The 26,342-nt window shown below is 39.9% G+C and carries 22 protein-coding genes and 1 pseudogene; 15 read left to right on the forward strand and 8 right to left on the reverse strand.

Translation table 11 applies throughout. The features are described from left to right. Positions 1-8 precede the first annotated feature (8 nt). Complete coding sequence (locus I6N96_RS15565) at positions 9-917, forward strand: alpha/beta hydrolase (RefSeq protein WP_209558489.1); 909 nt, start codon at positions 9-11, stop codon at positions 915-917. A 92-nt stretch (positions 918-1,009) separates the two neighbouring features. Here I6N96_RS15565 and I6N96_RS15570 read toward each other — a convergent pair whose 3' ends face one another. Together I6N96_RS15570 and I6N96_RS15575 are read right to left on the reverse strand one after the other, a co-directional pair. Continuing rightward, positions 1,010-2,197 carry a toxic anion resistance protein gene (locus I6N96_RS15570; protein WP_209558490.1) on the reverse strand — a complete coding sequence of 396 codons (1,188 nt, stop codon included), beginning with the start codon at positions 2,195-2,197 and terminating at the stop codon, positions 1,010-1,012. A gap of 33 nt (positions 2,198-2,230) precedes the next feature. Continuing rightward, a complete protein-coding gene (locus I6N96_RS15575; protein ID WP_209558491.1) occupies positions 2,231-2,884 on the reverse strand; it encodes a 5-bromo-4-chloroindolyl phosphate hydrolysis family protein in 654 nt (217 codons plus the stop codon). Positions 2,885-3,202: 318 nt separating this feature from the next. Here I6N96_RS15575 and I6N96_RS15580 point away from each other — a divergent pair, with 318 nt between their 5' ends. From I6N96_RS15580 to I6N96_RS15595, 4 genes are all read left to right on the forward strand, one after another. Beyond that, positions 3,203-3,781, forward strand: coding sequence for an NUDIX domain-containing protein (locus tag I6N96_RS15580; protein ID WP_209558492.1), 579 nt, complete (start codon positions 3,203-3,205; stop codon positions 3,779-3,781). 2 nt (positions 3,782-3,783) lie between these two features. Beyond that, positions 3,784-4,065: a cell wall synthase accessory phosphoprotein MacP gene (macP, locus tag I6N96_RS15585; protein WP_209558493.1), complete on the forward strand. Its 282-nt coding sequence runs from the start codon at positions 3,784-3,786 to the stop codon at positions 4,063-4,065. A gap of 15 nt (positions 4,066-4,080) precedes the next feature. Next, complete coding sequence (locus I6N96_RS15590) at positions 4,081-4,773, forward strand: 5'-methylthioadenosine/adenosylhomocysteine nucleosidase (protein ID WP_209558494.1); 693 nt, start codon at positions 4,081-4,083, stop codon at positions 4,771-4,773. Between the two features lie 100 nt (positions 4,774-4,873). Then, the gene (locus I6N96_RS15595; protein ID WP_209558495.1) at positions 4,874-5,422 is read left to right on the forward strand and encodes a cysteine hydrolase family protein; all 549 of its coding nucleotides are present in this window, start codon (positions 4,874-4,876) and stop codon (positions 5,420-5,422) included. Positions 5,423-5,488: 66 nt separating this feature from the next. Here I6N96_RS15595 and I6N96_RS19785 read toward each other — a convergent pair whose 3' ends face one another. The 3 genes and pseudogenes from I6N96_RS19785 to I6N96_RS15605 form a co-directional block, all read right to left on the reverse strand. Then, entirely contained in the window at positions 5,489-5,878 is a 390-nt protein-coding gene (locus I6N96_RS19785) for a GNAT family N-acetyltransferase (protein WP_347339091.1), read from the reverse strand. 105 nt (positions 5,879-5,983) lie between these two features. Beyond that, a pseudogene (locus I6N96_RS19790) lies at positions 5,984-6,235 on the reverse strand (GIY-YIG nuclease family protein); the annotation flags it as partial. Continuing rightward, positions 6,225-6,959, reverse strand: coding sequence for a tRNA1(Val) (adenine(37)-N6)-methyltransferase (locus I6N96_RS15605; protein ID WP_209558497.1), 735 nt, complete (start codon positions 6,957-6,959; stop codon positions 6,225-6,227). The gene I6N96_RS15605 and the pseudogene I6N96_RS19790, both read right to left, overlap by 11 nt. A 328-nt stretch (positions 6,960-7,287) precedes the next feature. On the opposite strand from I6N96_RS15605, the gene I6N96_RS15610 reads away from it, so the two are divergent. The 5 genes from I6N96_RS15610 (at position 7,288) to I6N96_RS15630 (ending at position 16,022) form a co-directional block, all read left to right on the forward strand. Then, entirely contained in the window at positions 7,288-7,905 is a 618-nt protein-coding gene (locus I6N96_RS15610; RefSeq protein ID WP_209558498.1) for a lysophospholipid acyltransferase family protein, read from the forward strand. Positions 7,906-7,947: 42 nt separating this feature from the next. Next, positions 7,948-8,160 (forward strand): hypothetical protein, encoded by a 213-nt coding sequence (locus I6N96_RS15615; protein ID WP_209558499.1) that lies wholly within the window; start codon positions 7,948-7,950, stop codon positions 8,158-8,160. 377 nt (positions 8,161-8,537) lie between these two features. Beyond that, positions 8,538-9,677: an exonuclease SbcCD subunit D gene (locus tag I6N96_RS15620; RefSeq protein ID WP_209558500.1), complete on the forward strand. Its 1,140-nt coding sequence runs from the start codon at positions 8,538-8,540 to the stop codon at positions 9,675-9,677. Position 9,678: 1 nt separating this feature from the next. Then, entirely contained in the window at positions 9,679-12,807 is a 3,129-nt protein-coding gene (locus I6N96_RS15625; RefSeq protein WP_430650170.1) for an AAA family ATPase, read from the forward strand. An 11-nt stretch (positions 12,808-12,818) separates the two neighbouring features. Then, the gene (locus I6N96_RS15630; RefSeq protein WP_209558502.1) at positions 12,819-16,022 is read left to right on the forward strand and encodes a DEAD/DEAH box helicase; all 3,204 of its coding nucleotides are present in this window, start codon (positions 12,819-12,821) and stop codon (positions 16,020-16,022) included. 112 nt (positions 16,023-16,134) lie between these two features. Here I6N96_RS15630 and I6N96_RS15635 read toward each other — a convergent pair whose 3' ends face one another. Continuing rightward, a complete protein-coding gene (locus I6N96_RS15635; RefSeq protein ID WP_209558590.1) occupies positions 16,135-16,842 on the reverse strand; it encodes an HAD family hydrolase in 708 nt (235 codons plus the stop codon). A 666-nt stretch (positions 16,843-17,508) separates the two neighbouring features. Here I6N96_RS15635 and I6N96_RS15640 point away from each other — a divergent pair. After that, on the forward strand, positions 17,509-19,224 hold the full coding sequence (locus tag I6N96_RS15640) for an ABC transporter ATP-binding protein (protein ID WP_209558503.1): 1,716 nt from the start codon (positions 17,509-17,511) through the stop codon (positions 19,222-19,224). A gap of 52 nt (positions 19,225-19,276) precedes the next feature. Here I6N96_RS15640 and trpS read toward each other — a convergent pair whose 3' ends face one another. Then, the gene (gene trpS / locus I6N96_RS15645; RefSeq protein WP_209558504.1) at positions 19,277-20,293 is read right to left on the reverse strand and encodes a tryptophan--tRNA ligase; all 1,017 of its coding nucleotides are present in this window, start codon (positions 20,291-20,293) and stop codon (positions 19,277-19,279) included. Positions 20,294-20,676: 383 nt separating this feature from the next. Here trpS and spxA point away from each other — a divergent pair, with 383 nt between their 5' ends. From spxA to pepF, 4 genes are all read left to right on the forward strand, one after another. Beyond that, a complete protein-coding gene (spxA, locus tag I6N96_RS15650) occupies positions 20,677-21,075 on the forward strand; it encodes a transcriptional regulator SpxA (protein WP_086349137.1) in 399 nt (132 codons plus the stop codon). 360 nt (positions 21,076-21,435) lie between these two features. Next, entirely contained in the window at positions 21,436-22,086 is a 651-nt protein-coding gene (locus I6N96_RS15655) for an adaptor protein MecA (protein ID WP_209558505.1), read from the forward strand. Positions 22,087-22,297: 211 nt separating this feature from the next. Next, positions 22,298-23,485: a competence protein CoiA gene (locus I6N96_RS15660; protein ID WP_209558506.1), complete on the forward strand. Its 1,188-nt coding sequence runs from the start codon at positions 22,298-22,300 to the stop codon at positions 23,483-23,485. A gap of 243 nt (positions 23,486-23,728) precedes the next feature. Then, positions 23,729-25,549 (forward strand): oligoendopeptidase F, encoded by a 1,821-nt coding sequence (gene pepF / locus I6N96_RS15665; protein ID WP_209558507.1) that lies wholly within the window; start codon positions 23,729-23,731, stop codon positions 25,547-25,549. 41 nt (positions 25,550-25,590) lie between these two features. Here pepF and I6N96_RS15670 read toward each other — a convergent pair whose 3' ends face one another. Continuing rightward, the gene (locus I6N96_RS15670) at positions 25,591-26,241 is read right to left on the reverse strand and encodes a DsbA family protein (RefSeq protein WP_209558508.1); all 651 of its coding nucleotides are present in this window, start codon (positions 26,239-26,241) and stop codon (positions 25,591-25,593) included. Positions 26,242-26,342 lie beyond the last annotated feature (101 nt).

The following is a 26,342-nucleotide window of genomic DNA, read 5'->3' on the forward strand; positions in this document are numbered from 1 at the left end:
CTGAGAAGATGACAAGTAAAGAGGCAAAGAAAGTATTCGACATGTTGGTAGAGAATAAAAATCTGGATGAAATCCTGAACACACCTCTGGAAGAGCAAAGACGTATGTGGGAGGAGTATGCAGCTGCTGCAAAAATTCCAGAGGGTATACGAATCATTAAAGAAAAGATAAATGACATAGATGCAGAATGGCTGATTCCTGAAAAGGGGGCAATGGATCAGGTCATCGTTTATTTTCATGGCGGCGGGTTGAATCAAGGATCGATCATTACTCATAGAAAGCTTTGCGCATATGTTGCGTTGTATACCGGAAAAAGAGTGCTGGTTCATGATTATCCTTTAGCACCTGAGCACCCATACCCGGCAGCTCTAAATGCATCGACAGGGCTATATCTAACACTGTTGATGCGAGGTTTCGATTCGGAGAAAATTATCTTTGGTAGTGATTCCTCCGGCAGTACCTTATCATTGGCAACAATGCTTCAACTAAGAGATCAAAAAGAGCCGTTGCCAGGGGCATCTTTCCATTTTTCACCGATGATCGATTACAGCTTATCAGGTGAATCCCTTGAAGAAAGAAAAGATAGGGAGCCACAGCTGTTCATAGAGGATTTGGAAATGACTGCTGACTTTTATTGTGAAGCTTCTGTCAGAAAAGAACCTTACGTATCACCGGTTTTTGGTGATTTCACTGGATTTCCACCAATGCTTATTCATGTTGGTAGTGAAGAAATGCTGTGGAGTGATGCAGAACGCTTAGCACAACAATCTAAGGATAATGGTGTTCATGTTGCATTCAAATCATGGGAAGGGCTTTGGCATGTATTCCAATCCAAGGCGGAGACTGTTCCTGAATCAAGGGAATCATTGAAGGAAACAGCCATATTTCTTAAGGAAATAAAGAACAATCAAATGTAAGTATTTACCTGTTCAGCTTAGCTGTTTATTTAGGAACAACTAAAAAAGAAGTGGGTCGAACGAGGAACATTCGACTCACTTCTTTTGTTTTATTATTGTGTTAGTTCCAGAAGCTTGTTCTTCAAGTCTTCTTCCATGTGGCCTAGCTCAATTTCAGCAGCACGACGTTTCTCTTTTCCTTCTTGCTGGATACGTAGTGTTTCCTGAATGGTTTCGACCAGATCATTTTGTGTCTTCTGCAGAGTTTCAATATCAACAATTCCGCGTTCATTTTCTTTCGCAGTTTCGATTGCTGAGATCTTCAACATTTCAGAGTTTTTCTTCAACAAATCATTTGTTGTTTCAGAAACCTGACGCTGTGCAGTAACGGCATCCTTTTGTCTAAGCAGGGTCAAAGCAATGACTACCTGGTTTTTCCAAAGAGGGATTGCTGTGTTGATCGATGCTTGTATTTTCTCAGCTAGTGCTTGGTTCGTATTTTGGATCAGACGAATTTGAGGTGCTTGCTGGATCGCTATTTGGCGAGCCAGACGCAAATCATGTGTTCGCTTATCTAAACGATCAAGAAACTGTGTATAATCATTAGCGATTTGAACGTCCATTTGATCGCCTGTTTCTTCTGCTTTCTTCATTGCTTCAGGTATTATTTTCGTATTTAGTTCTTCGATTTTCAATTCACCAGCAGCAATGTAGATATTCAGCGCATCAAAATAGTCTTTGTTCTTATTGTAGAGCTGTTCAAGCATTAGATTGTCTTTTAGCAGACCATCCTTTTCTCTATCCAGCTTAACGGCAATCTTATCGATTTGTGCACCAATTTTTTGATATTTAGCGGTGATTTCAAAAATCGACTGCTTCACTTTACCAAACATTTTTTGGAAGATGTTTCCTTCACCGGCACGCAGTTCATCTGGATTCGCTTCATTCAAACGATACATCAAATCAGTCAGAGAATCTCCAATTGGGCCGATATCTTGCGCTTGTACATGGTTCAGCATAGATTGAGAGAACTCGCCTAGCTTTGTTTGGGCATTTGAGCCATAAGAAATGACCGCCTGAGTATCTTGAAGATCGATTTTTGAAGCCAGTTCAGCGGCTTGGCGTTGTCGATCTTCCGGCAATCTATCAATCAAACGCGGTGCTGTTTGTTGATCCTTAAGGGCAGAAATCTCACTTTGTTGTGTTGTTGTCAATGTATCGATAGGTGTAGAGAACGGGTTGCTTAATAAATCATCCAATGCACTATCTACAGATACTGTTTCTTTTTTTTCAAGATCCATCCATATAACCTCCTAAAATAGCAGCAATTTCATTTACTCACTATTACTATTATCTCTTTTCAAACTGTTTTTAGCAATCGAAATCTCTACATCCAAGTCTTCTAAATCGTCTGCAACAAACTGCTCGTAATCCTTTTTGATCAATTTAGATACCTGATCGATGATTTGAGCGCTTTCTTCCAGCTTTTCATAGGCTTGCTTGCTTTTGATTTCATGACTGTCGATCTCTAAATATTTTTGTGTTAAATCTACTAAGTTCGGCAAATGTGTGTAGAGAAAATGATTTGCTGAGTGTAATTTAGTAGGATTTTTAACGAGTTCTTTAAACATGGCTTTAGAGACACGAACTGTGTCGTTGCGCAAGTCGATTGCCTTCAATTTCGTTGACTGGTTCACATTATCCTGAAGTTGAACGACCAGTTTTTTTGTCGTGTTCATTGTGTCACGGAAAAAGCTGATCTCAGTGCTGCTCATACCAAGCTGTTCATAATGTTCTTCTTTAGACTTAGTCAAATTCGGCAATATTTCTTCAGATGCCTTTGTTTTTCTTCGTCCGGTAAAAAGAGTAATCAAGATCGCTATGATAAGAACGCCGACAATCAAATCAGAGTTGATAAACGTGTAACTGTCAATGATCGCTGCCAGTATGATGAAGGCAACTATCTGGATAATTTTTCTTGTTTTCATGTGAATACCCTCCGTTTTCTAATCAAAAGATTTCTCCCTTGCTACATAAACTATTCTAACACAATCCCAATTAGAAAAAATATCCGTCCTAGGGTTGATTTTGATATTTACAAAAAACGTAAGAAACGTAGAAAAAAGTTTATTTTTACCGAGAATATGGTATTTTTAAACAAGAAAAAAGGAAAACGAGTGCTTAAGAATCAGCTCCTTTGACTATAAAAAATTGGGATTTTTTTAATGATTAGGAGAGAAATTCAGTCTGGAAATGCCAAAATCTAAAAAGTAAGGTATGATATTACTGGAAAGCATGGTGAGTATATGTTGAATTATGAAGATTTTGAAGAAAAAACTCTTTCAAGGAAGGAAATATTTCAAGGAAAGATCATAGATGTTGCAGTGGATGATGTTCGTTTACCGGACGGATCGACAGCCAAGCGTGAGTTGGTGTTTCATCCAGGAGCTGTAGCAATCATTACGATCACTGATCAGGATAAAATGATCATGGTCAAGCAATTCCGTAAGCCGTTGGAAAAAGTGATCTTGGAAATTCCGGCAGGAAAAATCGATCCGGGAGAACAAGATGTGCCGATCGAAACAGCACGACGCGAGTTGGAGGAAGAGACTGGTTATCAGGCAGAAACCTTTGAGCATGTGACAAGTATGTATGTTTCGCCGGGCTTTGCGAATGAGCTGTTACATATTTTTTATGCAGAAACGCTGACGAAAATAGAAAATCCGCTTCCTCAGGATGAGGATGAAGTACTTGAATTATATGAATTGACACTGGAAGAAGCAAAACAGGAGATAAAAAATGGTCTTATCTGTGATGCTAAGACGCTGTTTGCGGTTCAGTATTGGGAGCTTATGATGCTCAATAAGAAATCGAAGGAGGTATAAAGATGGGCAAAGGTCCGTTAGTCACTCGGACAGAATTGCGTAAGCGTAAGGAAGCTGCTGAGCAGGAACAAGAGCAGCAGGAGATTGCGGCGCAGGAATACGAAGAGAAAGAAAGAGAAATTTCTGACTTCTATAGAAAGAAACGCGAAAGCGGACAGGAATCTTCTCGGACTCGTTCAGGGGAACAAAATAAAATCAGAGAGCGAAGCAGCAAGCTGACAAAAGCGATCATTATCGTTGCAATTCTTTTAGTGATTGTTATGCTGATCGTGCTAAATATATAGAAAAGAGGAACAAGAATGAAAATCGGTATTATTGGTGCAATGGATCAAGAAATCGAAGTATTGAAGGAAGTAATGACAGAGAAAAAATCATGGGAACGAGCAGGAGCTGTGTTCATTTCAGGAGCTTTGGGCAACCATGAAGTGATTGTTGTCCGTTCTGGGATCGGCAAGGTGTTATCTGCGGTAACGACAGTACTGCTGATTCACCAATATGGTGTGAATATGGTCATCAATACAGGATCGGCAGGCGGTATTGGTGCAGGTCTGGCAGTAGGAGATGTTGTGATTGCTGATAAATTAGCATATTTTGATGTTGATGTTACCGGTTTTGGCTATGAAAAAGGACAGCTTCCTGGTATGCCTCTGTATTATGAATGCAGTGCTTATCTGAAGGCGGAAATGAAAAAAGCCGTTGAAAAAATCGGCTTACCTGCTCATCATGGATTGATTGTTACAGGGGACTCATTTATAGATGGAAAAGAAAAGACAGCAAGTATTTTATCTGACTTTCCGGAAGCCTTGGCCTGTGAGATGGAGGGCGCATCGATTGCTCAGGCAGCTGCACAGTTCAATATTCCATTTTTGGTTGTACGGGCAATCAGCGATACAGCAGATCATGCAGCAACTCAGTCCTTTGATGACTTCATTGAAGAGGCTGGCAAGAAATCAGCAGAGATGGTTATTCAGTTCGTTAAGCATTTAGTGTAATGCCAAAGAGGAGCCGTTGCTGGTTCAAAGTTGAGCAAACAAGACGGTTGGCATTATGATGATTCCAGCCGTTTTTTATTCACTTAAAGGAGGCGTTTGTATGAAAGCATTGATTTCTATTGATTACACGAACGATTTTGTTGCAGCAGATGGGGCATTGACAACGGGAGAACCGGGACAGGAAATTGAAGCTGCACTAGTTCAACTGACAAAAGAGTTTACAGACAGAAATGATTTTGTTGTTTATGCGATCGATCGGCATGAGGAAAACGATTCCTATCATCCTGAAAGTCAGCTGTTTCCACCCCATAATATTGCTGGAACTGAGGGAAGAGCACTTTACAGTTCATTAGCTGAACTTTATCAGGAAAGCAAAGAGCAGGAAAATGTTTACTGGATCGATAAAAGACATTATTCAGCATTTAGCGGAACAGATTTGGATATTCGCCTAAGAGAACGAGGAATCACAGAAGTTCATTTGACTGGCGTCTGCACAGATATCTGTGTGCTGCATACCGCAGTAGATGCGTACAATTTAGGTTATAAAATCGTTGTTCATCAATCAGCAGTTGCCAGCTTTGACCCAATCGGTCATGAATGGGCACTTCGCCACTTTGCCAATACATTAGGTGCGGCTGTGGTTGATTGAAGATCTGAAATTATTGGTTATAGTTTGTGAAAATAAAAAAAGGCTATTCAACTGTGAAATCAATACTCAACAGTTGGATAGCTTTTGATGTTTTTCCATACGAATATAGCCATGTTCATCCTCTGGATTGTCTGGCTTTTTGACTTTAAAACCAAAGTGTTCATAGAATTCTTTTGCTGTTCTGGATGCAGGAACTTCAATCCGTTGTGCCCTTGTATAAAAAGAGTCCTTCTCCAATTGTTCCATAAGCTGGTGTCCAACGGCTTTTTTTTGGTATTCCGGAAGAACAAAGAAACTTAAGATGATGCTTTCTTCGGCAGAATCAAAATAAGGGCAGATTGCTGCTGTTCCAACAATCGTGTCACCTAGTTCGGCAATATAGACATGGGCGCTCTTAGCTTGGTCCATCAGCTTTGCTGGCGTATACTGTTCGGCTAAATCAATCATTTGATCCATTGGGTAATCTTGACTATTTACCTCTAAGAAGTTCCGCTTCAGTAAATGTGCCAACTCTACACTATCAGAGTCCTCAAAGGCTCGTATCCCACAAGCGATTTTCGCTGTACGAAGATAGCGCTCCTTTTGTTTTCTCGGCAGCTTTTTAAAATGATATTCTGCTTTTGTAGCTTCGGGTCTTGTCGCAAACACCTCTGAATGAATCATTTGAACAGGGCGACGAGAGGCTGGACGAGTATATTTTGCTCCGGTACCTGAATTATGTTCCTTGACTCTCCGCTTGGGTTCAGTCGTATAACCTCCATAAAAGCTGCCGTCTTTACAGCTTAGAACATAAAAATAATGTTTACTTTCCATACAGCATGGCCGCCATTTCTGCTTGATATTCACCATATTCATCTTGAATGAAGAAGGGAGGGAGTACGCGGAAACCGTCTTGTTTTCCACGTAAGATACCTTCCACCAATACAATGTTTGCTTCTCGGTCAGGCTTCGGATAGATGAATTGAACTCGCTTAGGGGCGATCCCTGCTTCTTGCATAGCGTTGATGATATCTAAGAAGCGATCTGGTCGATGAACGAGCGCCAGTCGTCCGTTTGTTTTTAGCAGCTTCGCTGAAACGTCTACGACTTCTTTCAGCGATGTATGGATTTCATGTCTGGCAATTGCAAGATATGGATTAGGATTCTTTTTGCTGCTGGGCTGTTCCTTGAAGTAGGGAGGGTTGCATAGGATAAGGTCGACAGAATCGGGTTTGATAACTGATGCGGCCTCTTTTAAATCCAGAGGGATCATTTCCATCTGCTCTTCCAGTTTATTCAATTGGATACTTCTTATTCCCATATCAGCTAAGCGAGGCTGCAGTTCAATTTGCTTGATCTGCGCTTGTGTTTTTCTGCTGGCGAACAAGCCGACTGCACCATTACCGGCACAGAGATCGACAATCAAGCCTCTTTTAGGAAGGTTAGGAAAATTGGCAAGCAGTACAGCATCCATTGAAAATGAAAAAACTTCTTTGCTTTGGATGATTTGGATATCATCAGCATATAATTGGTCGATGCGTTCGTCATTTTGCAGCATGCTGCTCCTCCTTTTTATGAAACCAGTCGATGAGTTGCATCATCGGTAAGGTTGAAATCCTTTTGATCAAAGTATCTTCATGATACAAGTTGTTTTCCAGCAGTGCAAGCTAGAATTTGTTTTATGAAAACAAACAAAGAATATTTTCACAAAAATATATCTATGGTATTATGATAAAAGATCAAAAAAATAGAAAATATTTCTGATTAATCAGAAATGACTATATAAACCCGTTAAAGATCCAATGTACATAATCATTAAAACAAACAAGGTTGTTTTTTTAATGGGAGTTATATATTCGTAAACATGAGAAGAGGGAGAAAACACGATGTTTTTTACATTTATGCGGGGAGTCGTCCGCGTGGTGCTGTTTATTCTTAATGGACGGATGCGCCTTGTGGGCAAAGATCGATTGCCAACAGATAAGAACTATGTACTAGTTGCACCACATAGAACCTGGTGGGAGCCGCTGCACCTAGCAGTAGCAGCTTCTCCCAAAAAATTCAGCTTTATGGCGAAAAAGGAACTATTCAAAAATCCGATCCTTAGTTTTATTTTAAAGCATGCGAATGCCTTTCCAGTCGATCGTGAGAAGCCCGGGCCTAGCGCAATCAAGACACCAGTCAAAACATTGAAGGATACGAACCTGAGTCTAGTTATGTTCCCAAGCGGTACAAGACACTCCTCAGATTTAAAGGGTGGTGTGGCTGTCATTGCTAAGCTGGCTAAGGTGCCAATCGTTCCATCTGTTTATCAAGGACCATTAACCTTCAAAGATTTATTAAAGCGTAAAAAAGTAACGATAGCCTTTGGTGACCCAATCGATATCAGTGACATCAAGAAAATGGACAAAGAAGGCATTGCTGAGGTTGAACGCAGAATGAATGAAGCCTTTGATGCATTGGACATAGAAGTTGATCCAAGTTTTAAATATGAGGCGAAATAACTGGCAACAGCTTGGTAGACGACCATTAAGTGAGGCGAAAAAATGACAGAATCAGAGTTTAGACGGCTAAAGATCGATACAGTTGTGAAAAATCGTGAAGAAGAATACTGGGTTGTGTATGACCTGGATCAATTTGGCGGTGGCTCGAATGTCTGTGGTTTGCGTCTTCTTGATTCTGATGTGCCAAAATATGCCAGATTGAGTGTGAACAACTACCAGTTCTGGCAAGTTGCAGGTAAATTGAAACAAGTATAGAGGAAATAATGGAGGCTGCTGATGGAAGAGCAATCAGCTGCCGATAATCATAGGAATACAGCAGTCCTTTTATAGGGTTGCTGTATTCTTTTTTTGAAAAGTGCATTCTGTGACATTGTCTTTCTCTATTTCCGGATAAATTTGCTATAATAGAAAGAAGGTCTTTTTTTATATATGAATTCTATTGAATAAATGTCGGCTGATTTTATTTCTTTTGCTAGACATTTTGAGGCAAAGAAGACAATTTGTCTGGTACTTCTTGGACATGAGTCTATAAAAATCACAGCTAAAAAATCAACTGTATAAGAGAAGAAATTTATTTCTCAGAAAAATCAAACAAGATTTCTAATGAGTCGGTAAAAACAAGGAGTGAGACGATGCGTTTTTTACATACAGCAGACTGGCATATCGGGAAAAAACTTCATGGATATAACTTATTGGAGGATCAATTGCATGCCTTCAACCAGATTATTCAGCTTGCCAAGAAAGAAGCGGTTGACGGTATCATCATTGCAGGTGATCTTTATGACCGTTCGGTTCCCTCTGTTGATGCAGTTGAGGTGTTCAATCAAATGATCATTGAATTGAATCTTGAAGAAAAACTGCCTGTTTTTGCGATTTCAGGGAACCATGACAGCAGTATTCGTCTGGAAACAGGGGGACCATGGTTCAAACAATCTGATTTCTATTTACATACTCGGTTGGAGCAAGCTTTCCAGCCTATTGAAGTTGGTGATACACAGCTTTTTCTATTGCCGTACTTTGAACCTATTGCAGCTCGCCTGTATTTTGAAAATGATGAAATTCGCACAATTGAAAAAGCGATGGAGTTTGTAACAGCAGAAATCAAAAAGAATTTTAAATCTGGAATGGCTCATGTTCTAGTCAGCCATTTTTTTGCGGCAGGCAGTGCTAAATCAGATTCAGAAACCAAGTTGACTGTGGGCGGTTTGGATACAGTTCCGTTAGATTTATTGAGAGATTTTGATTATGTAGCCTTGGGTCATTTACATAATAAGGACGCGCTGATTTCAGATCAGATTCGTTATAGCGGGTCACCATTAAAATTTTCTCTTTCCGAGAGAAAGCAGGAAAAAGGCGTGTGGATCGTAGATATCAGTGAGCAATCCTGTCAACTGGAATTTCACAGGATACAGCCCTTGAGAGAAATCAAGGAATTACAAGGAACTTTTCAGGAGCTGGCTAAACAGGAGTTCTACGAATCGATTGATCGAAAGGATTTTATGTTTATTCAATTGACGGATCGGTCGGTCATCCCAAACATGATGTATCAGCTGCGGAAGGTTTATCCAAATATTCTAGGTGTTGAACGAGTATATGGACGTGAGAATGATCAAAAGGGCCTGACGAAGGATGTCAATATGAAGCAGCTTTCGCCGTTAGAATTAAGCAGACAATTCTTTGAAGAAATGACAGAAGAAGAGCTTACCAGTCAACAGGAGCAGTGGCTGAATGAGTCTTTGGATAGTGTTCAGCAAAAAGAAAGAGGGAAATAAGTTGAAGCCTTTGACACTCAGATTAAAAAACTTTGGTCCCTATATTGATGAGACGATTGATTTTACAAATTTCGAAGAATCCTCGCTGTTTCTGATCAGCGGAAAAACCGGGGCAGGTAAAACGACAATCTTTGATGGTATGAGCTATGCCTTGTTTGGTGAGAGCTCCGGAAAACTGCGACAAGGGAAAGAACTACGTTCAACCTTCGCTGATCCTTCAGAACCTACGGAAGTCCAGCTGCTTTTCTCTCACGGTGAGTTTCTTTATGAGATCACTAGAAAGCCGGAACAAGAACTTTTCAAAAAAAGAGGAGACGGCACGAGAACACAGCCGGCGAAGATATCGTTGATCATCAAGAGCCCAGTAGGGAAAGAGCTGAAGGAATATACTAAGCGTCGAGAAGTGGACAGCTTTATTCAAGAGCTGCTGCACTTGGATGCAGAGCAATTTTCTCAAATCGTCTTATTGCCTCAGGGAGAATTTCGTACATTCCTGATTGCAAACAGCAGTGAGAAGGAAAAAGTCTTACGTAGGCTTTTCAGTACGCAGATGTATCAGGCATTGAGTGAAGAATTGAAACAGCAGTCTAAAGTGAAAAATCAGGAAATCGAACAGATTCGTCAAAAAATAGAAATGAAGATGGAGCAAATCCATTGGGAAGAAGAGCCTCAGGAAGAGCTGACTGAAAAGAGATTACAGCTTTTAGCTCAGCAACAAAAGACTTCTGAGCTCCAGCAGGAACAGCTGAAAAAGCAAATTGATCAGCTGAAGGAAGAGCTTAAGCTTCTTGAACAGAAAAAAATGAAAATCGAAGAACAAAATAAATTAGCTCAAGAATACGAAACTCTTTCGACAGAGCAGATATCGCTATCCTTGAAGCAAGAGGATATAACCGCACTCAAGCAAACAGAGCGAGCACTTTTATGGGTAAAAACACAGGAAAACTTACTTGATTCACTAGAGGACAGTGAACAGGAGTTAGCTGATAATCAAAAGAAACTGGCCAATACAGCAGTAGAGAAAGAGGCACTTGAGCGAAGCTTGATGGAATATCAGGAAAAAGCAAACATGCTCAATGAACGCCAAAAGGAAATGGACAAGCAGCAGCTTGTGCTGAATGATTTGAAAATGAGGCTGCCCTTATACGAGGAAAGAGAAGCACTAGAGAAAGAGTTATCAACGGAACTACTTGAACAACTGGAAGCGAAGCTGGCGGCTGAGCAGGAAAAAAATGAAGAACTGGTCAGCAAGCAGCAAAAGCTATTAGAAGAGCTTTCTCTCTCTCCACAACTAGAAAATCAGCAGCTGATTTTGGAGCGGGCACAAAAAGACTGGCAGAAGATCCTTGAAGATTGGCAGGCATTGATTAGCGACAAGAAGCGACAGGAAGAACAGCAGGAGCGGATTGCTGCCTTACAGGAGAATCTGTCACAAGCCGAGGTACAGAGGACGAATGCAGAAAAAGAACGAAAAGACAGACAGGCTGTCTGGGCACGAATGCAAATCAGCCGTTTGAGTCTTTTGCTTGAGGATGGCGAACCTTGTCCTGTTTGCGGTGCGATGGAGCATCCGAATGCAGCAGTGCATCAAGAGGTTTCACTTGAGGATATTCAGGAGGCTGAGCAACAGCTTAATGAAGCAGAACGAGTATTGAAGTTTGCGGAAGAAAAAGTGACGAGCCTTGCAAAGGATATCGAAGCAGCAGAGAATCAAAAGGAACAGTTTAGCGGTGAGCTGGCTACTCGACAGGAAAAAATTCTTAAAGTAATTGAAGAGCTGGCTGCAGTTCAATCAATGACCGATGTAGAAGTAAATGAAGAATGGATTGAAGAAGAGAAAAATGCTCTGCAATCCGAGCTGGAAGAAACACTGGTTAAGCTATCAGAGCTTAAAGACAAGAAAAGACAAGAGGCAACGCTGAAGGAACAAATAGATCAACAGCGGCAGCTTCTGTCAGAGCTGGATCGATCGTACGGGGAGAAGCTGAAAAAACAGCAGACAGTTGAAGTGAAGCTAGAGACGATCTTGAAGCAGTTGGATAGTCAACTGACGTTTCCAGAGGCTCTGGAAAAGAAACAGCTTCTGGAAAATGAGTACGCAGAATGGCAGCTTGAATCAGAGCAGACGAATAAAAAATTGATGGCGTATAGAGAACAGGACCAACATTTGGCACAAACAGCAGAACGGTTGGAGCAAGACATTCAACGGCTGCAGAGAGTATTAGAAAATGGGCAAGAGAAAATGATTCTGTCGATAAAGGAAAATGATTTTTCTTATCAGTTGGCAGAAGTTCGAGAATTACTTGGACAATTAAAAGACCTGCCTGATTTACAGAATGAAATTGCCTCTTTTGAAGAAAAGAGCAAGGAAATCTCATTTCGAATACAGGATATCAAGAAAAAACTGGATGCTTCTCAACTGCCTGAATTAGCTGAAGTTGATAATCAGCTTGAGGAAAAAGGACAGGAGATTTCTGAACAGGAGTCTGTTTATTATCAGAAAAAGGAAAAACTGCTGACAAATGAGCTGATTCAACAGGAGATAGTCGAAGCTATCGGAGCTGTTGATAAGAAATGGGCGGAAGTTGCAGCGCTGCAGCAGCTTGCGGATACGATCAACGGGGATAATTTGAAGAAGACCAGCTTGGAGCGGTATGTATTGCAGACTTATCTTCGAGAGGTATTGAAGACAGCCAATATAAGAATGGCATCATTAACGAATAGTCGCTATCAGTTTGAGCTGAATAGTGAAAAGAACAGCTACAAAAATCAGACAGGTCTGGAAATCAATATCTATGACGATAATGCTGGAGCAAGTCGAAGCGCCAGAACCTTATCTGGCGGCGAGAGCTTTATTGCAGCTTTAGCACTGGCTCTTTCGCTGGCAGAAGTGATTCAGGAGCAGGCCGGTGGTGTTTTGATTGAAGCACTATTCATTGATGAAGGATTTGGTTCTTTAGACGAAGAGGCTCTAGAAATGGCCATTGAAGCACTGGAAACAATTGAAAATGAAGGAAGAATGATAGGGATCATTAGCCACGTTGCGGAATTGAAGAGTAGAATCTCTCAGCAGCTGCAGATCAAAACAAACGGTGCCGGACAAAGCAGTGTTTCCTATCAAGTGATGTAGGGGGTGAGCACATGAAATGGAGCATACCGGATCGAATCATTACAAAGGGACGGGAATATTTAAACGAAGGAAGAGTCCTGTCAGTCGTACAAGATTGGGAAAAACAGGTTTGGTATGGCGAGGTTTTGGGCTCGGAGCTGTATCTGGTAGAACTAGATGGCAGTCCGAAGGAGCAGGACCGATGTGAATGCCCATATTGGCAGGAACAGGGCTATTGCAAGCATACAGTTGCAGTAGAGCTTTATCTTCGTAATAAAGGCATTGCCAGAGTTATGAAGAATAAACCAGATACGGTTATTTCAGCTAAAAAAACATCGAATGCAGAAATGTTTACAAAAGGATTCTCAAAACTACAACAGCCAATCGAACAAAAGAAGAATTCTTCATTAGTTGTTGATTATGTAGTCGATACGATTGAGACGAATAGCTATTATCCTGAGTTTGCTCTTTTAGGCGTTTCTCTTCGAGTCGGCATTCGAGAATCAAAGAAAAAAACATATATTATCAAAAATATTGGTGATTTCCTACAAAAGCTTCAAAAGGAAGAAGCAATTTCTCTAAACAAGCAGCATATGGTCAAGCTGACTCGAAATGCTTTTTCAGAAAAGGATGAGGATATCCTGTATCAGCTGGCAGCGATTTATCAAACGAGTCTGCTGTTAGGTTCAAAGGGACTGCAAGTCAATGGTAAGCTGGATAAGCGTTATCTTCTATTGCCGGTAGAGCAGGCGCAGCAGTTGATCGAGAAAATGACAGATACAGGTTCGCTGCAGCTGAACCTAGAAGCCGGTAAGCTGAGGAAGCCTGAATTTTCGGCAACAGACCTGCCTCTTGATTTTTCTATCAATAAAGCGGGTGAGCAGTATCAATTGATGATCACAAATTTATTTCAACCATTTCTAAGTCATTATCATTGGGGCGTATCTGGTGATACGATTTATTTACTGACGAGGGAACAGGAGGAAATTTATAGCATATTGATCCAGCTGTTGAAGCGCATGGAGCAGCCTGAGGTGATCTATGAGCAGGCGCAGTTGTCTGATCTTTTCAGCTCAGTCATACCGCTTTTAAAAAAACTTGGACGTGTATCTGTTGCGGATGAAGTGGAAAAGGAGCTTGTGATTGAACCGCTGAGTATTAAGTTGATATTTAAAAAATTGAAGAATATGCTGGATGTTCGAATCGATTGTCATTACGGAGACACTATTTTTTCTACAGATAAGAAGCATTCCTCAATACCAGATAAAGAAAGAGAAGTCATTCGGAATGTGGGCAAAGAAGAGGCGGTAGTCAAGCTGTTGGAGAAATATTCCTATACGGCAAAGAAAACCGGTTTTGAAAAAGCTCTTCCAAGTGGGGAACGACTTTATTACTTCTTTAAAGCTGAAATTCCGGCATTTCAAAAGCTGGGTGATGTATTGATGGGTAAGAAGCTTCGTGAGCTGTATCTGGATGCTCAAAGTCATCAGCCGACGATTGAAGTGACGGATTCTGATTCATGGTTGGATGTTCGATTTGATATTGTCGGAGTCGATGAGCATGAAATTGATGCAGTTCTGGCGAGCTTATTGAGAAATGATTCGTTTTATACATTAGAATCCGGTGAAATCTTATCCTTTGACTCGGAAGAATTTTATCAAACTAGCGAAATATTAGAGAAGCTTCGTGAAAATATGAAGAATCATCTGGGAACGATCCAGCTTCCAAAAAATCAAGGGTTGGCTCTTGAACACATGTTGGAGGGAAATTCTCAGGCTGTCTTTTCTGATTCCTTCAATCAGTTAGTTAAGGATTTGACTACTCCTGAAGACTTTGAAGTTCAGTTGCCGGAAAACCTGCATGCTGTTTTAAGGAATTATCAGGTGGAGGGCTTTAAATGGCTGAAAATGCTTAGCCATTATGGATTTGGTGGTGTACTCGCTGATGAAATGGGCTTGGGAAAAACAATTCAGATCATCACTTATCTGCTTTCAGAAAGAGAAGAAAAGCGGCTGAAGCATCCTGCTTTAGTTGTCGCACCAGCAAGCTTGATTTATAACTGGTCTGCGGAGCTCAAGAAATTTGCCCCTGATTTGAGAGAGCTGGTCATCACTGGGCAAAAGGAAAATCGACTGACTTTATTAGAGGATGCCGGAAATCAGGATGTGTTGATCACCTCCTATAATAGCTTCCGTCAGGATGTAGAAACATATGAACAAATGCACCTTGACTATCTGATTCTTGATGAAGCACAGATGGTAAAAAACAGTGGGACAAAAACAGCTCAGGCTCTTCGTCAACTGAATATTCCACAACGATTTGCATTGAGCGGGACCCCGATAGAAAACTCTATAGACGAGCTATGGTCAGTTTTCCAGCTGGTTTTACCAGGGTTGTTTCCTAAGAAGCTTGCATTTCGAGAGATGGGGACAGAAGATATTGCCAAAATGATTCGTCCGTTTATTTTGAGACGTGACAAGAAAAATGTACTTGCCGATCTACCTGAAAAGATTGAAAATAACTTGTATAGTACGTTGACAGAGGAGCAAAAAGCAGTATATCTAGCTTATCTCAGAAAAATGCAGGAAGATGTCAGTCAAATGGACGGAGACGCCTTCAAGAAAAACCGAATCAGCATTCTTGCTGGTTTGACTCGGCTGCGGCAAATCTGCTGTGATCCTCGCTTATTTATGGATGATTATCATGGCAGCTCAGGAAAGCTGGAGCAGGTAAAAATCTTTTTACAGACAGCGAAGGAGAATGGCAGACGTGTCTTGCTATTTTCGCAGTTTACAAGTATGTTGAGTATTTTAGAAAAAGAACTGAATGAGCAAGGACTGGAAACCTTCTATTTACGGGGAAGTACAAGTCCAATAGATCGGATCAATATGGTCAATGCATTTAATGAGGGAGAAAAGGATGTTTTCTTGATTTCATTGAAAGCAGGAGGGACGGGTCTGAATCTTGTCGGCGGTGATACAGTCGTCCTATATGATTTGTGGTGGAATCCGGCAGTAGAGGAACAGGCTGCAGGCAGAGCTCATAGAATGGGGCAGAAGAAGGTTGTTGAAGTCTATCGCATGATTGCTGAAGGAACCATAGAAGAAAAAATGGATCAGCTGCAGCAGGAAAAAAGAGAGCTTTTCCAAAAAGTCATTCAAGGTAATGAGCAGCAGCTCAATAAAATGACCGAGGAAGACATTCGGACGATCCTGAGTATGGGAGACGAAGGCTAAATTATATGGCGATGGGGAATTAGAGCAAGATTATAACCATTCCATAAGATAAAAAGCAGCATCCGATTTTAAATCGGATGCTGCTTTTTTGATATTCATCATTAATTACTTCTTACACGAATTCTTGAATGGAGGCAAACAGTTCATTAAAGCAAGTGACTTCTTTCAAATAAGTAAGCTCGGTGTGTTGGGGTACAGCTCTCAGTCTATGGTTGAACCACAGAGATTGCCAACCGCCGTTATATGCACCGACAACGTCATTTTCAAAGCTGTCGCCAACATACAACGTTGTTTCAGGATTCATCTTGAATTGCTGAGCTGCCAACTCAAAAATCTCTTTTTCAGGCTTCTGATAGCCGGTGCTTTGAGAGATAATGATATGATCAGAAGGTACCCAAGCTTCCAAATCCAACTGCTTCACTTTTTTGTATTGGTGATCAGTCGGACCATTTGTGATGATGCCTAAAGGAATATTTTTCTGACGAAGGTAATCCAATATACGGGCAACTTCAGGATGCATAGTGATTTTTCCCAGCTCATCTTCATAGGCTTTCTGGAAAGAATCGCCCTCTTCTTCTGTAGCTGATGGATAGCCAAGATCTTTTAACGATTCATCCAATCTGTAAAAGCGCATATACGCCAACGTCCATTCTCCTGTGATTGTTTTTTCAAACGTAACATCACTGTGATGACGGAAGCGAATGTAAAGCTCATGCATTTTTTCAACAGGAAAATCGGGATAGATCCTTTTTACAGCAGCTCTGAAAGGTGCTTGTTGATCATAAATAGTATCATCAACATCAAAAACAACAGTGTTAATCAAGAAAGACACTCCTTTATATTTTTGATGCAACTGTTCAGGTAACTGTCCAGTTGCTTCATTTTGGCGGTCCGATGTCCATTACCCTAGAGTACCTGATGAAAGGGAAATGGCACTCCTTTATATTTTTGATGCAACTGTTCAGGTAACTGTCCAGTTGCTTCATTTTGGCGGTCCGATGTCCATTACCCTAGAGTATCTGATGAAAGGGAAATGGCACTCCTTTATATTTTTGATGCAACTGTTCAGGTAACTGTCCAGTTGCTTCATTTTGTAGGTCCGATGTCCATTTCCCTAGAATACTTGATAAAAGGGAAATGGCACTCCTTTAATATTTTGAAGAAATCGGTCAGGTAACTGCCTGATTTCTCCATTTTATCGGTCCGTTGTCCTCTACTTCTAGGTTTTTGTTTGTACCAGAGTAAAGGCATCTACTTTATATTTTTGATGTAACAGGTTAGGTAACTGTTCTGTTTTTATTGGGTGGTAGTTTCTTGAAAAGTTTCAAACAAGAACATTGTAGCTGATTTCACATGAAAAAAATAGATGATTTGCTCATTTTGATTCAGTAAATATTACTGTTTTTAAGGGATTTCGTTCAAATTTTTTTGCAACTTAAAATTTCTTTTCGTATAATAGGAGGAGTGTCTGGAAAGGGGGAAAAACATGTTAAAACGTTTTTTTAGTTATTATAGACCTTATAAGGGGTTATTTGTATTGGATTTCGGCTGTGCTGTTTTGGCTGGCCTTTTAGAATTGGCCTTTCCGGTAGTGGTAAATAAAGTAATCGATGACCTGATGCCGAAGGGGAATTTTCGGTTGATTGCGATGGCCTGTTTTGGGTTGTTTCTTTTTTACGTGTTGAATACGATTTTACAGTATATCGTTGTGTTCTTCGGTCATAAGCTGGGGGTAAATATAGAGACAGATATGCGTAGAGAGCTGTATGAGCATTTGCAGACCCAGCCATTTGAATATTATGACAATCAAAAGACAGGGAAATTAATGAGTCGTTTGACGACGGATTTATTTGAAATATCTGAGGTTGCCCATCATGGACCTGAGGATGTTTTTATTACAGTCATGACGTTGCTGGGAGCATTTATCTTGATGATGAGCTACCATGTGAAACTGGCATTGGCAACGATTGCCCTATTACCATTTATTGCTATCGCCCTTATCGTTTTTAATAAGAAGATGACGAAGGTCAACACGAAGATTTATGATAACCTAGCGGAATTCAATGCCGGGATCGAAGCATCAGTCAGTGGGATTCGCGTGACGCAGTCTTTTGCAAATGAACCCTTTGAAAGTGTTCGCTTTGAAGGATTGAATCAAACTTACAGAAAATCAAAGATTCTTTTCTATAGAGTAATGGGTGTCAGCTCAGCATATAATTATCTGATGATTCGCTTAATCAACCTGTTTACATTGATTTTCGGCGGTTACTATACAATCAAGGGAGAGCTGCGGGAAGGGGCTTTTGTTGCATTTATCCTGTTAGCCAATATTTTTGTACGTCCGATCGAAAAGGTAAATAATATGATCGAGAGTTATCCGAAGGGATTTGCAGGATTCAAACGATTTACTGAGGAAATGGATAAGAAGCCAACGATTCAGGATCGCCCGAATGCAGTTGCTGTGGATCATTTAAATGGGAATATTCAATATGAGGATGTGTCCTTTTCTTATGCTGACTCTACCAAGGTATTAAACCATATCAACCTTCAAATCAAGAAGGGGGAAACGGTTGCCTTTGTTGGTCAGAGCGGATCTGGGAAGACAACACTGTGTAATCTGCTGCCGAGATTTTATGAGGTGTCAGATGGACGGATCACCGTAGATAATATGGATATTCGCGACATGACATTAGCTTCTTTAAGAAGTCAGATTGGGATTGTTCAGCAGGATGTCTTTCTATTCCCTGGAACGATTCGGGAAAATATCATTTACGGAAAGCTTGAAGCAGCCGAAGAAGAGGTTCAACAGGCTGTGAAGCTGGCTCATTTGGAAAAAGTGATCGATCTTCTTCCGGAAGGCTTGGAAACAGTGATTGGTGAACGTGGCGTGAAGCTGTCTGGTGGTCAGAAACAGCGGGTTGCGATTGCACGAATGTTCTTGAAGAATCCGCCAATCCTAATTCTAGATGAGGCTACGTCTGCACTGGATACAGAAACAGAGCAGGTCATACAAGAGTCATTGAACTCTCTTTCAAATGGTCGAACAACATTGATCATTGCCCATCGTTTAGCTACGATCAAGCACGCAACACGAATTATTGTTGTCAGTGAAAATGGTATTTTGGAGGAAGGTTCTCATGAGGAGCTGCTTGCAAAGGGTGGGCATTATCGTCGATTACATGATGCGCAGTTCAGAAGATAAAACAAAAAAAGAAACAGCTGCAAAAGCTGTTTCTTTTTTTATATAAAAACTGTTATTTATTCCGTTTTGGTTTTCTACCCAGACCAACAGCATTTTTCATTCGCTGTAGTGTTTTGTTTGCGACAAATCGGGCTTGTTCTGCGCCACGATCCAGAATCTCATCAAGCTCATCTGAAACAAGCAGTTCTTTATAGCGTTCTTGAATTGGCTCAAGTAGAGCAACAACTGCTTCAGCTAAATCAGACTTGAACTCTCCATAGCCTTTGCCGTTATATGCTTCAGCCAGCTCATCGATTGAACGATCTGTAACAGATGAAAAAATGCTCAGTAGATTTGAAATCCCTGGTTTATTTTCCGGATCATACTCAATCACACCAGTAGAATCAGTCACAGCAGATTTGATTTTTTTGCGAATCACATTTGGTTCGTCCAGCATAGAGATAAATCCTTTAGCGTTTGTATCTGACTTGCTCATCTTGCTAGTTGGCGTTTGCAGACTCATGACACGGCTGCCTTGCTCAGCAATCTTGACCTCCGGCATTGTTAAAATCTCTTGATTCGGCTGTGCATAACGCTTGTTGAAGCGTTCAACAAAATCTCTTGTCAACTCCAAATGCTGTTTCTGATCTTCTCCAACCGGTACCAGATCAGCATTATACAAAATGATATCGCCAACCATCAGCGGCGGATAAGTAAGTAGACCGGCACTGACGCCTGTTCGCCCATTTTTTTGTGATTTATCTTTGAACTGCGTCATTCGTTCTAACTCGCCAATTGTTGTGTTGCATTGGATGATCCAAGCCGCTTCAGCATGTGCTGAAACCTCAGATTGAATGAATATCGTTGCTCTTTCCGGGTCAAGTCCAACAGCTAGATAAAGTGCAGCTAGGCTTCGTGTTTGTTGTCTTAGCTTTTGAGGTTCTTGTGGAACGGTGATCGCATGCTCATCAACAATACCAAAATAGCAGTTATAGCTGTTCTGCAAATTGACGAACTGCTTCATTGCACCAATATAATTACCGATAGTCGGAGTTCCGCTTGGTTGAATAGCTGAGAAAATTGTTTCCATAAATTTACCACCTTACTCTATTAATTACACTCATAAATCAGTATACAATTAATAAAATGAAATGAACAGAATTTATTTGGATAAGACTGGTCCTTTTTTTCTGATTTGTGAAAATAGTACATACTAATACAGATTGAATACCTGTGTTAGTATGGTATGTTTTTTAATAAAAAGTTCAAAAATGTTATAATGTTATTACTAAAGGGTATTAATTCGGTCTGAATGGTAAAATAATTGATGTTGACATTACAAAAATTATATTTTTTCTCAAAAATGCTCTAGTAATTCTAATTGAAGTTCGGTATACTATAGATGGATAGGAAAACAGATGACATTCCTGTTCCAAAAATATATAAATAACTCATAAAGAGGAGTGATGCGCAATGTTGACACTGTATACTTCCCCAAGTTGTACGTCATGTCGAAAAGCTCGTGCGTGGTTACAAGAACATGAGATTCCATTCAAGGAAAGAAACATTTTTTCTGAACCATTGAACATTTCAGAACTGAAAGCAATTCTGAGAATGACGGAAGATGGTACAGAGGAAATCATCTCAACTCGTTCTAAGGTTTTCCAAAAACTGAATATGGATCTTGATGAACTTCCATTACAGGATCTATTGGAACTGGTTAAGGAAAATCCCGGGTTGTTACGTAGACCAATCATGATTGATGATAAAAGATTACAGGTTGGTTTCAATGAAGATGAAATCCGTCGGTTTTTACCGAGAGATGTCCGTCAACTTGAATTACGGCAGGCACAATTAATGGCAGGATTATAAACATAAGCAACAGACTGAAACAATAAGTCTGCGAAGGATATTAAATAGTCTGACAAAACAAATTTAAAAATACAGGACAGAGAAAATAATGACATAATTATTTTTCTCTGTCAATTTTTAAGAGTCCCTATTGCATGTATCAACAAAATGCGTTAGGACTCTTTTTTATGTTGATGGAGCAGGAAGAGTTCATTACGATCCTTGTTGCAAAGCAGTAAAAGACAGTCCTGATTTTCAAATCAGGGCATAATTTAGTAAATTCTAAATAAATGAACTTTTCTCTTTACTTTTGAGGCGATTGCTATACAATTAACCTAAGAAGTAGTTTCCTGACTTGAGCAAAAAGCGAGGTGGAACCAGATGGAAATGGAACATATTAATGAAAATACGATTCGTGTATTGATTGGCAATGAAGACTTAGCAGATCGAGGAATTACGTTTTTGGATTTGTTGGGAAATCATAAGGAAGTAGAAAACTTTTTCTATAGTATCTTAGAAGAAGTAGATATTGAAGATGAATTTCAGGGTAGTGAGGCTGTGACTTTTCAGGTTTTACCGAAAAGCGATGGCTTGGAGCTGTTCATCAGCAAGAATGCTTCAGTTGAAGATGTGCCTAATATAAGCAGCTTCAACGATTTGAGTTCTGACGAAGCTAGTGCGATGATCAGAAAACAGCTGGAAGCGAATTACACTGATGAGACGAAAGACTTGATCGATGACAGTATTAGAAGTTACGTTCTTGAATTAGACAGTTTTGAGTCAATGGTTCAATTAGCCAATGAAATATATGTTAAGTCTATGCTGGCTAACCTATACAAATACAAAGATAAGTACTTTTTACAGGTAATGTTTTTCTTAGATGAGGTTTCTGTAAACGAGATTGAGAACGAGTGGTCAAGATTGCTTGAATTTGGACAAGCATCTTCTGTAACACCGGAAGTTCTGAATGAATATGGCATCTGTATTATGGAACGAAATGCAATTGAATTAACAAGATACTACTTTCATTAATAAATTGACTAGATAAGGCGGCTGATTTTCAGTCGTCTTATTTTTTTTCTATAAAGCGTTTAGAAATGCTTATGTAGTTATGGATAAGTAGAAAACTGAAGGTGCAGATCAGCCGCGCAATCAAAGGCCGTTCAATAGTTTCTTTCGAAAACCTCAGAAAAAATTCATGAAAGAAAGAGCAATCTGCGTATTTTTATAAGAGGTGAAAAGAATGCTGCAGGCGAAGGATGAAGAAGAGAAACTCGTTTCCCTTGTTCAAATGTCCAGAAAACAAGTTGAAAAATGGCGAAAGCAAAAGTTCTTTTGCCCGATATGTAATCAAACAGTCCAATTGAAGAGTGGAAGAATCAGAATCCCTCATTTTGCCCATCGATCAGATCAAGCCTGCTTTTTTAAGGAAGCGAAGGAATCAGAGGAGCATCTTTCGTTGAAAACTGCATTAGTTGAATGGTGTCTTCGAGATGCGCTTGATCATCAGCTGGAAGCTTATCTGCCTTTGCTGAAGCAAAGGGCAGATATTTTGATTGATCGATTTGCTGTTGAGATTCAGTGCAGCAAACTTAGTATAGAGGAGATGGGGAGGAGAACAGCTAGCTATATAAAAAATGGGTATCAACCAATCTGGATTTGCGGGGAGAAAACGTGGAACTCTGGTAAGAATTCATCAGCACTAAGGAAGTTTTGTGCCTATTCAGAAAGTCTGGGTTTTTACTTATGGACAGCAGATTGGCGGGAGAAAAAGCTTTATCTACGCTATCATTTAGAGTCTGCTTCAGCAAATAAATTACACTATGCAAGCAAATGCTGGCACTTTGGGGAAGGAAGGCTGGATGAACTGTTCAATAAAATCACTAAGAAAAATCTATTTCATTTTCGGAAATACGATAGTAGACAGGAAATGATGCAGACTTATCAAGAGCTATACAGAAAATTAAGGGGAAGAGTTCCGGATATATTGGCTATCCAATCTTTGTATTACCAGAACGGAAGCCATTTATTAGGCCTTCATTATTGGTTCTATTATCCTATCAATCAGCTTATTTTATTTGGGAAATCTATTTTCCTATTTAAATACCACTTTTGGAAATGGCTCACTCTCAATAATAGGAAGACTGTAACCGAAGCTGAAATCTTCGACTTCTGTCGATCATGCATACAGAGAGAAAAGCTGGATCAGTTGTTTCCTCTGATCCCATTTAGTAGTCTGGTGCAGTGGCAGACGCATTATCTGATTGAAGGATTGATTGTCTGTCATATATTAATTATAGAGGGGGAGCAAAGAAGTTTTTATATCGCCATCGATCCTATTGACTGTGTGAAGCCTCATTCTGTTATTCAGTTCAACGACACGAAAAACATAACGGAGGTAGTTATTACTGGTACACCTTTAAAAATATGATACTATAGATTATATGAATACAACTAAATACAATAGAAGAAAGAATTGCTATTGTTTACACGAAGAGAGTTCATCGCTTTTCGGATAGTGAATTATTTAGGGAGATTCATAGATATAAACCTTATTAAGGAGACGAGCGGAAATGTTATTTCTTTGGTCCAAGGAGCTGAGAAAGACAATTTTCGTATATTAGGATCTTTTTATAGGATTTATGTGGAAAGTATGAATGGAGGGAACGCAGTTATGAGCGAAGCAAAACAATTACCAAAGCGTGATGAAATCGAAAAGGAACTGACCTGGGATCTGACGCCTATTTTTAAGGATGATCAGGCATTTGAAGAAGCTTATACCCAATTGTCAGAGGAAATAAAAACAGCGAAGAAGCTGAAAGGAACTTTAGGAAACGGCAGTAGTGCCTTTCTAAAAGGAATTGAGTACTTGCTTGATATTTATCGTAAGATAGAAGTTATCTATGTTTACTCTCATTTAAAAAATGATCAGGACACTACTAATTCAACCTATCAGGCACTGAATTCAAGAGCAGGTTCATTGTATTCTCAAGTTGGAGAAGCAATCGCGTGGTTTGAGCCGGAAGTTCTATCGTTAACAGATGAAGAGATTTGGGGCTATTTTAAGGAACAGCCTGAGCTGGAGGTCTATAGACATTTTATTGAAAATATCTTGGATAGCCGAGCGCATGTCCTGAGTGAAGATCAAGAGGCTCTTTTAGCTGGTGCAGGAGAAATTTTTGGTGCATCCAGCAATACCTTCTCTGTTCTGAACAATGCTGACCTCAAGTTCCCGGTGATCGAGGATGCTAACGGAGAAAAAATCCAGCTGAGTCATGGTGTCTACGGTCAGCTGATGGAGAGTACAGATAGAAATGTCAGAGAATCCGCATTTAAAGCGTTATATAGTGTTTATGAGCAATTTAACAACACCTTTGCATCAACTTTATCTACTCATGTTAAGATGCATAACTATAAAGCGAAGGTAAGAAACTATAGTTCTGCCAGAGCTGCTGCTTTGGATGGCAACCATATTCCGGAAAGTGTATATGAAACCCTAGTTGATGTTGTTAATCAGAATTTACCATTGTTACATCGTTATGTAAGCCTTAGAAAAAGATTGTTGAAGCTGGACGAGCTGCATATGTATGATATGTATACACCGATTCTTGGTGATGCGTCAATCAAGTTCAGCTATGAGGATGCAAAGAAAAAGGCAACGACAGCTCTGGAGCCTTTGGGAGAAGAATATTTAGCAGTAGTCAACGAGGCCTTCAGCAATCGCTGGATCGACGTTATTGAAAATCAAGGAAAACGAAGTGGAGCATACTCCTCCGGAGCCTATGATACCTTTCCGTATATCCTGATGAATTGGCATGATAGCCTGGATCAGCTTTATACACTTGTTCATGAAATGGGGCATAGTGTTCACAGCTATTTTACAAGAGGAAACCAGCCGTATGTTTATGGTGATTATTCCATTTTCCTAGCAGAGATTGCTTCAACGACCAATGAGAATATTTTGACTGAATATCTTTTAGAAACTGAAACTGATCCGCATGTTCGTGCGTATGTATTGAATCATTATTTAGATGGTTTCAAGGGAACGATTTTCCGTCAAACACAGTTTGCTGAGTTTGAACAGTTTATTCATATAAAAGATGCGGAAGGTATCCCGTTAACTAGCGATTATCTGAATGAAAATTATGCAAAATTAAATGTGAAATACTACGGACCGGATGTGGTAGAAGATGACGAGATCGCTTTAGAGTGGTCTAGAATCCCTCATTTCTATTACAACTATTATGTGTATCAATATGCAACTGGTTTCTCAGCGGCCTCTGCGTTAGCTGACAAAATCATTAAGAAGGAGCCGGAGGCGTTAGAAAAATATTTGAATTACCTAAAATCCGGAAGCAGTGATTATCCGATCGAAGTGATGAAAAAAGCAGGTGTTGATATGACTCAACCGGCTTATATTGAAGATGCAATGAGCGTTTTTGAAACACGTTTGAAGGAATTGGAAGAACTGATTGAAACACTGGAAAAGAAATAGAAAAAAACGGAAGCAGCAGGAATTGAGCTGTTTCCGTTTTTTTATAGTAGGTGTAAATGTCCTTTAGGGACGGACTGTTCAAAATCCTCTGCCAGCTGGATTGGATCATGGAAATGGACATAGTTTTCTTCAGATGTTTCACAGAGCCGCATGACATGTTCAATCGTCAGGCATTCCTCAACAAGAACGCCAAAGTCTCTATCACAGGCATAATTGTAGATAACAGCTGAAGGATGCTTTGACACACCCATTTCTCTTGCAATCTGCTGATCGATTTGGAAAGAATCCTTCACAAAACTTGAATTGCGGTCGGCTTGAAACATTTCCAAGTCGCCTCCTGCCTCAACAATCAGCTTTTCAGCTAAATCAGTAGAGTAAGGAATGTTGTCCTCAGCTATCATTTGCTGCAGGTTCAAAAGGATATGACGTCCTTTTTTCTTACCCTGAAGCTGAGCAGCTTTAAAATCTAATGCTGCAGAATAGGTATTCTCAAATAGCTTGTTTCTTCCTGTAATGTCGGTAGAAGATATTTCGTGGACTTTAAGCAGATTCTTGATCGTATTCATATTTACCAGTGGAATTAAACGTAGTTGTATTTTTTTGCTTTCTGCTTGTGCAAATTTCAAGATATCTCTTTCAATACTCAAACAGATTTTCCCTAATGGATTAACGAACAAATAGATTTCAATCATTCATACTTCCTCCAATTCGACTCTTTGAAATAATGCACGAGATGAACCAGTTCATGTAATGTAACAAAAAAACAAAGAAAAAAGAAATAATTTGCTCATTT

It is taken from the genome of Enterococcus larvae (genome assembly GCF_017830045.1).
Classification (GTDB): Bacteria; Bacillota; Bacilli; order Lactobacillales; family Enterococcaceae; genus Enterococcus_L; species Enterococcus_L larvae.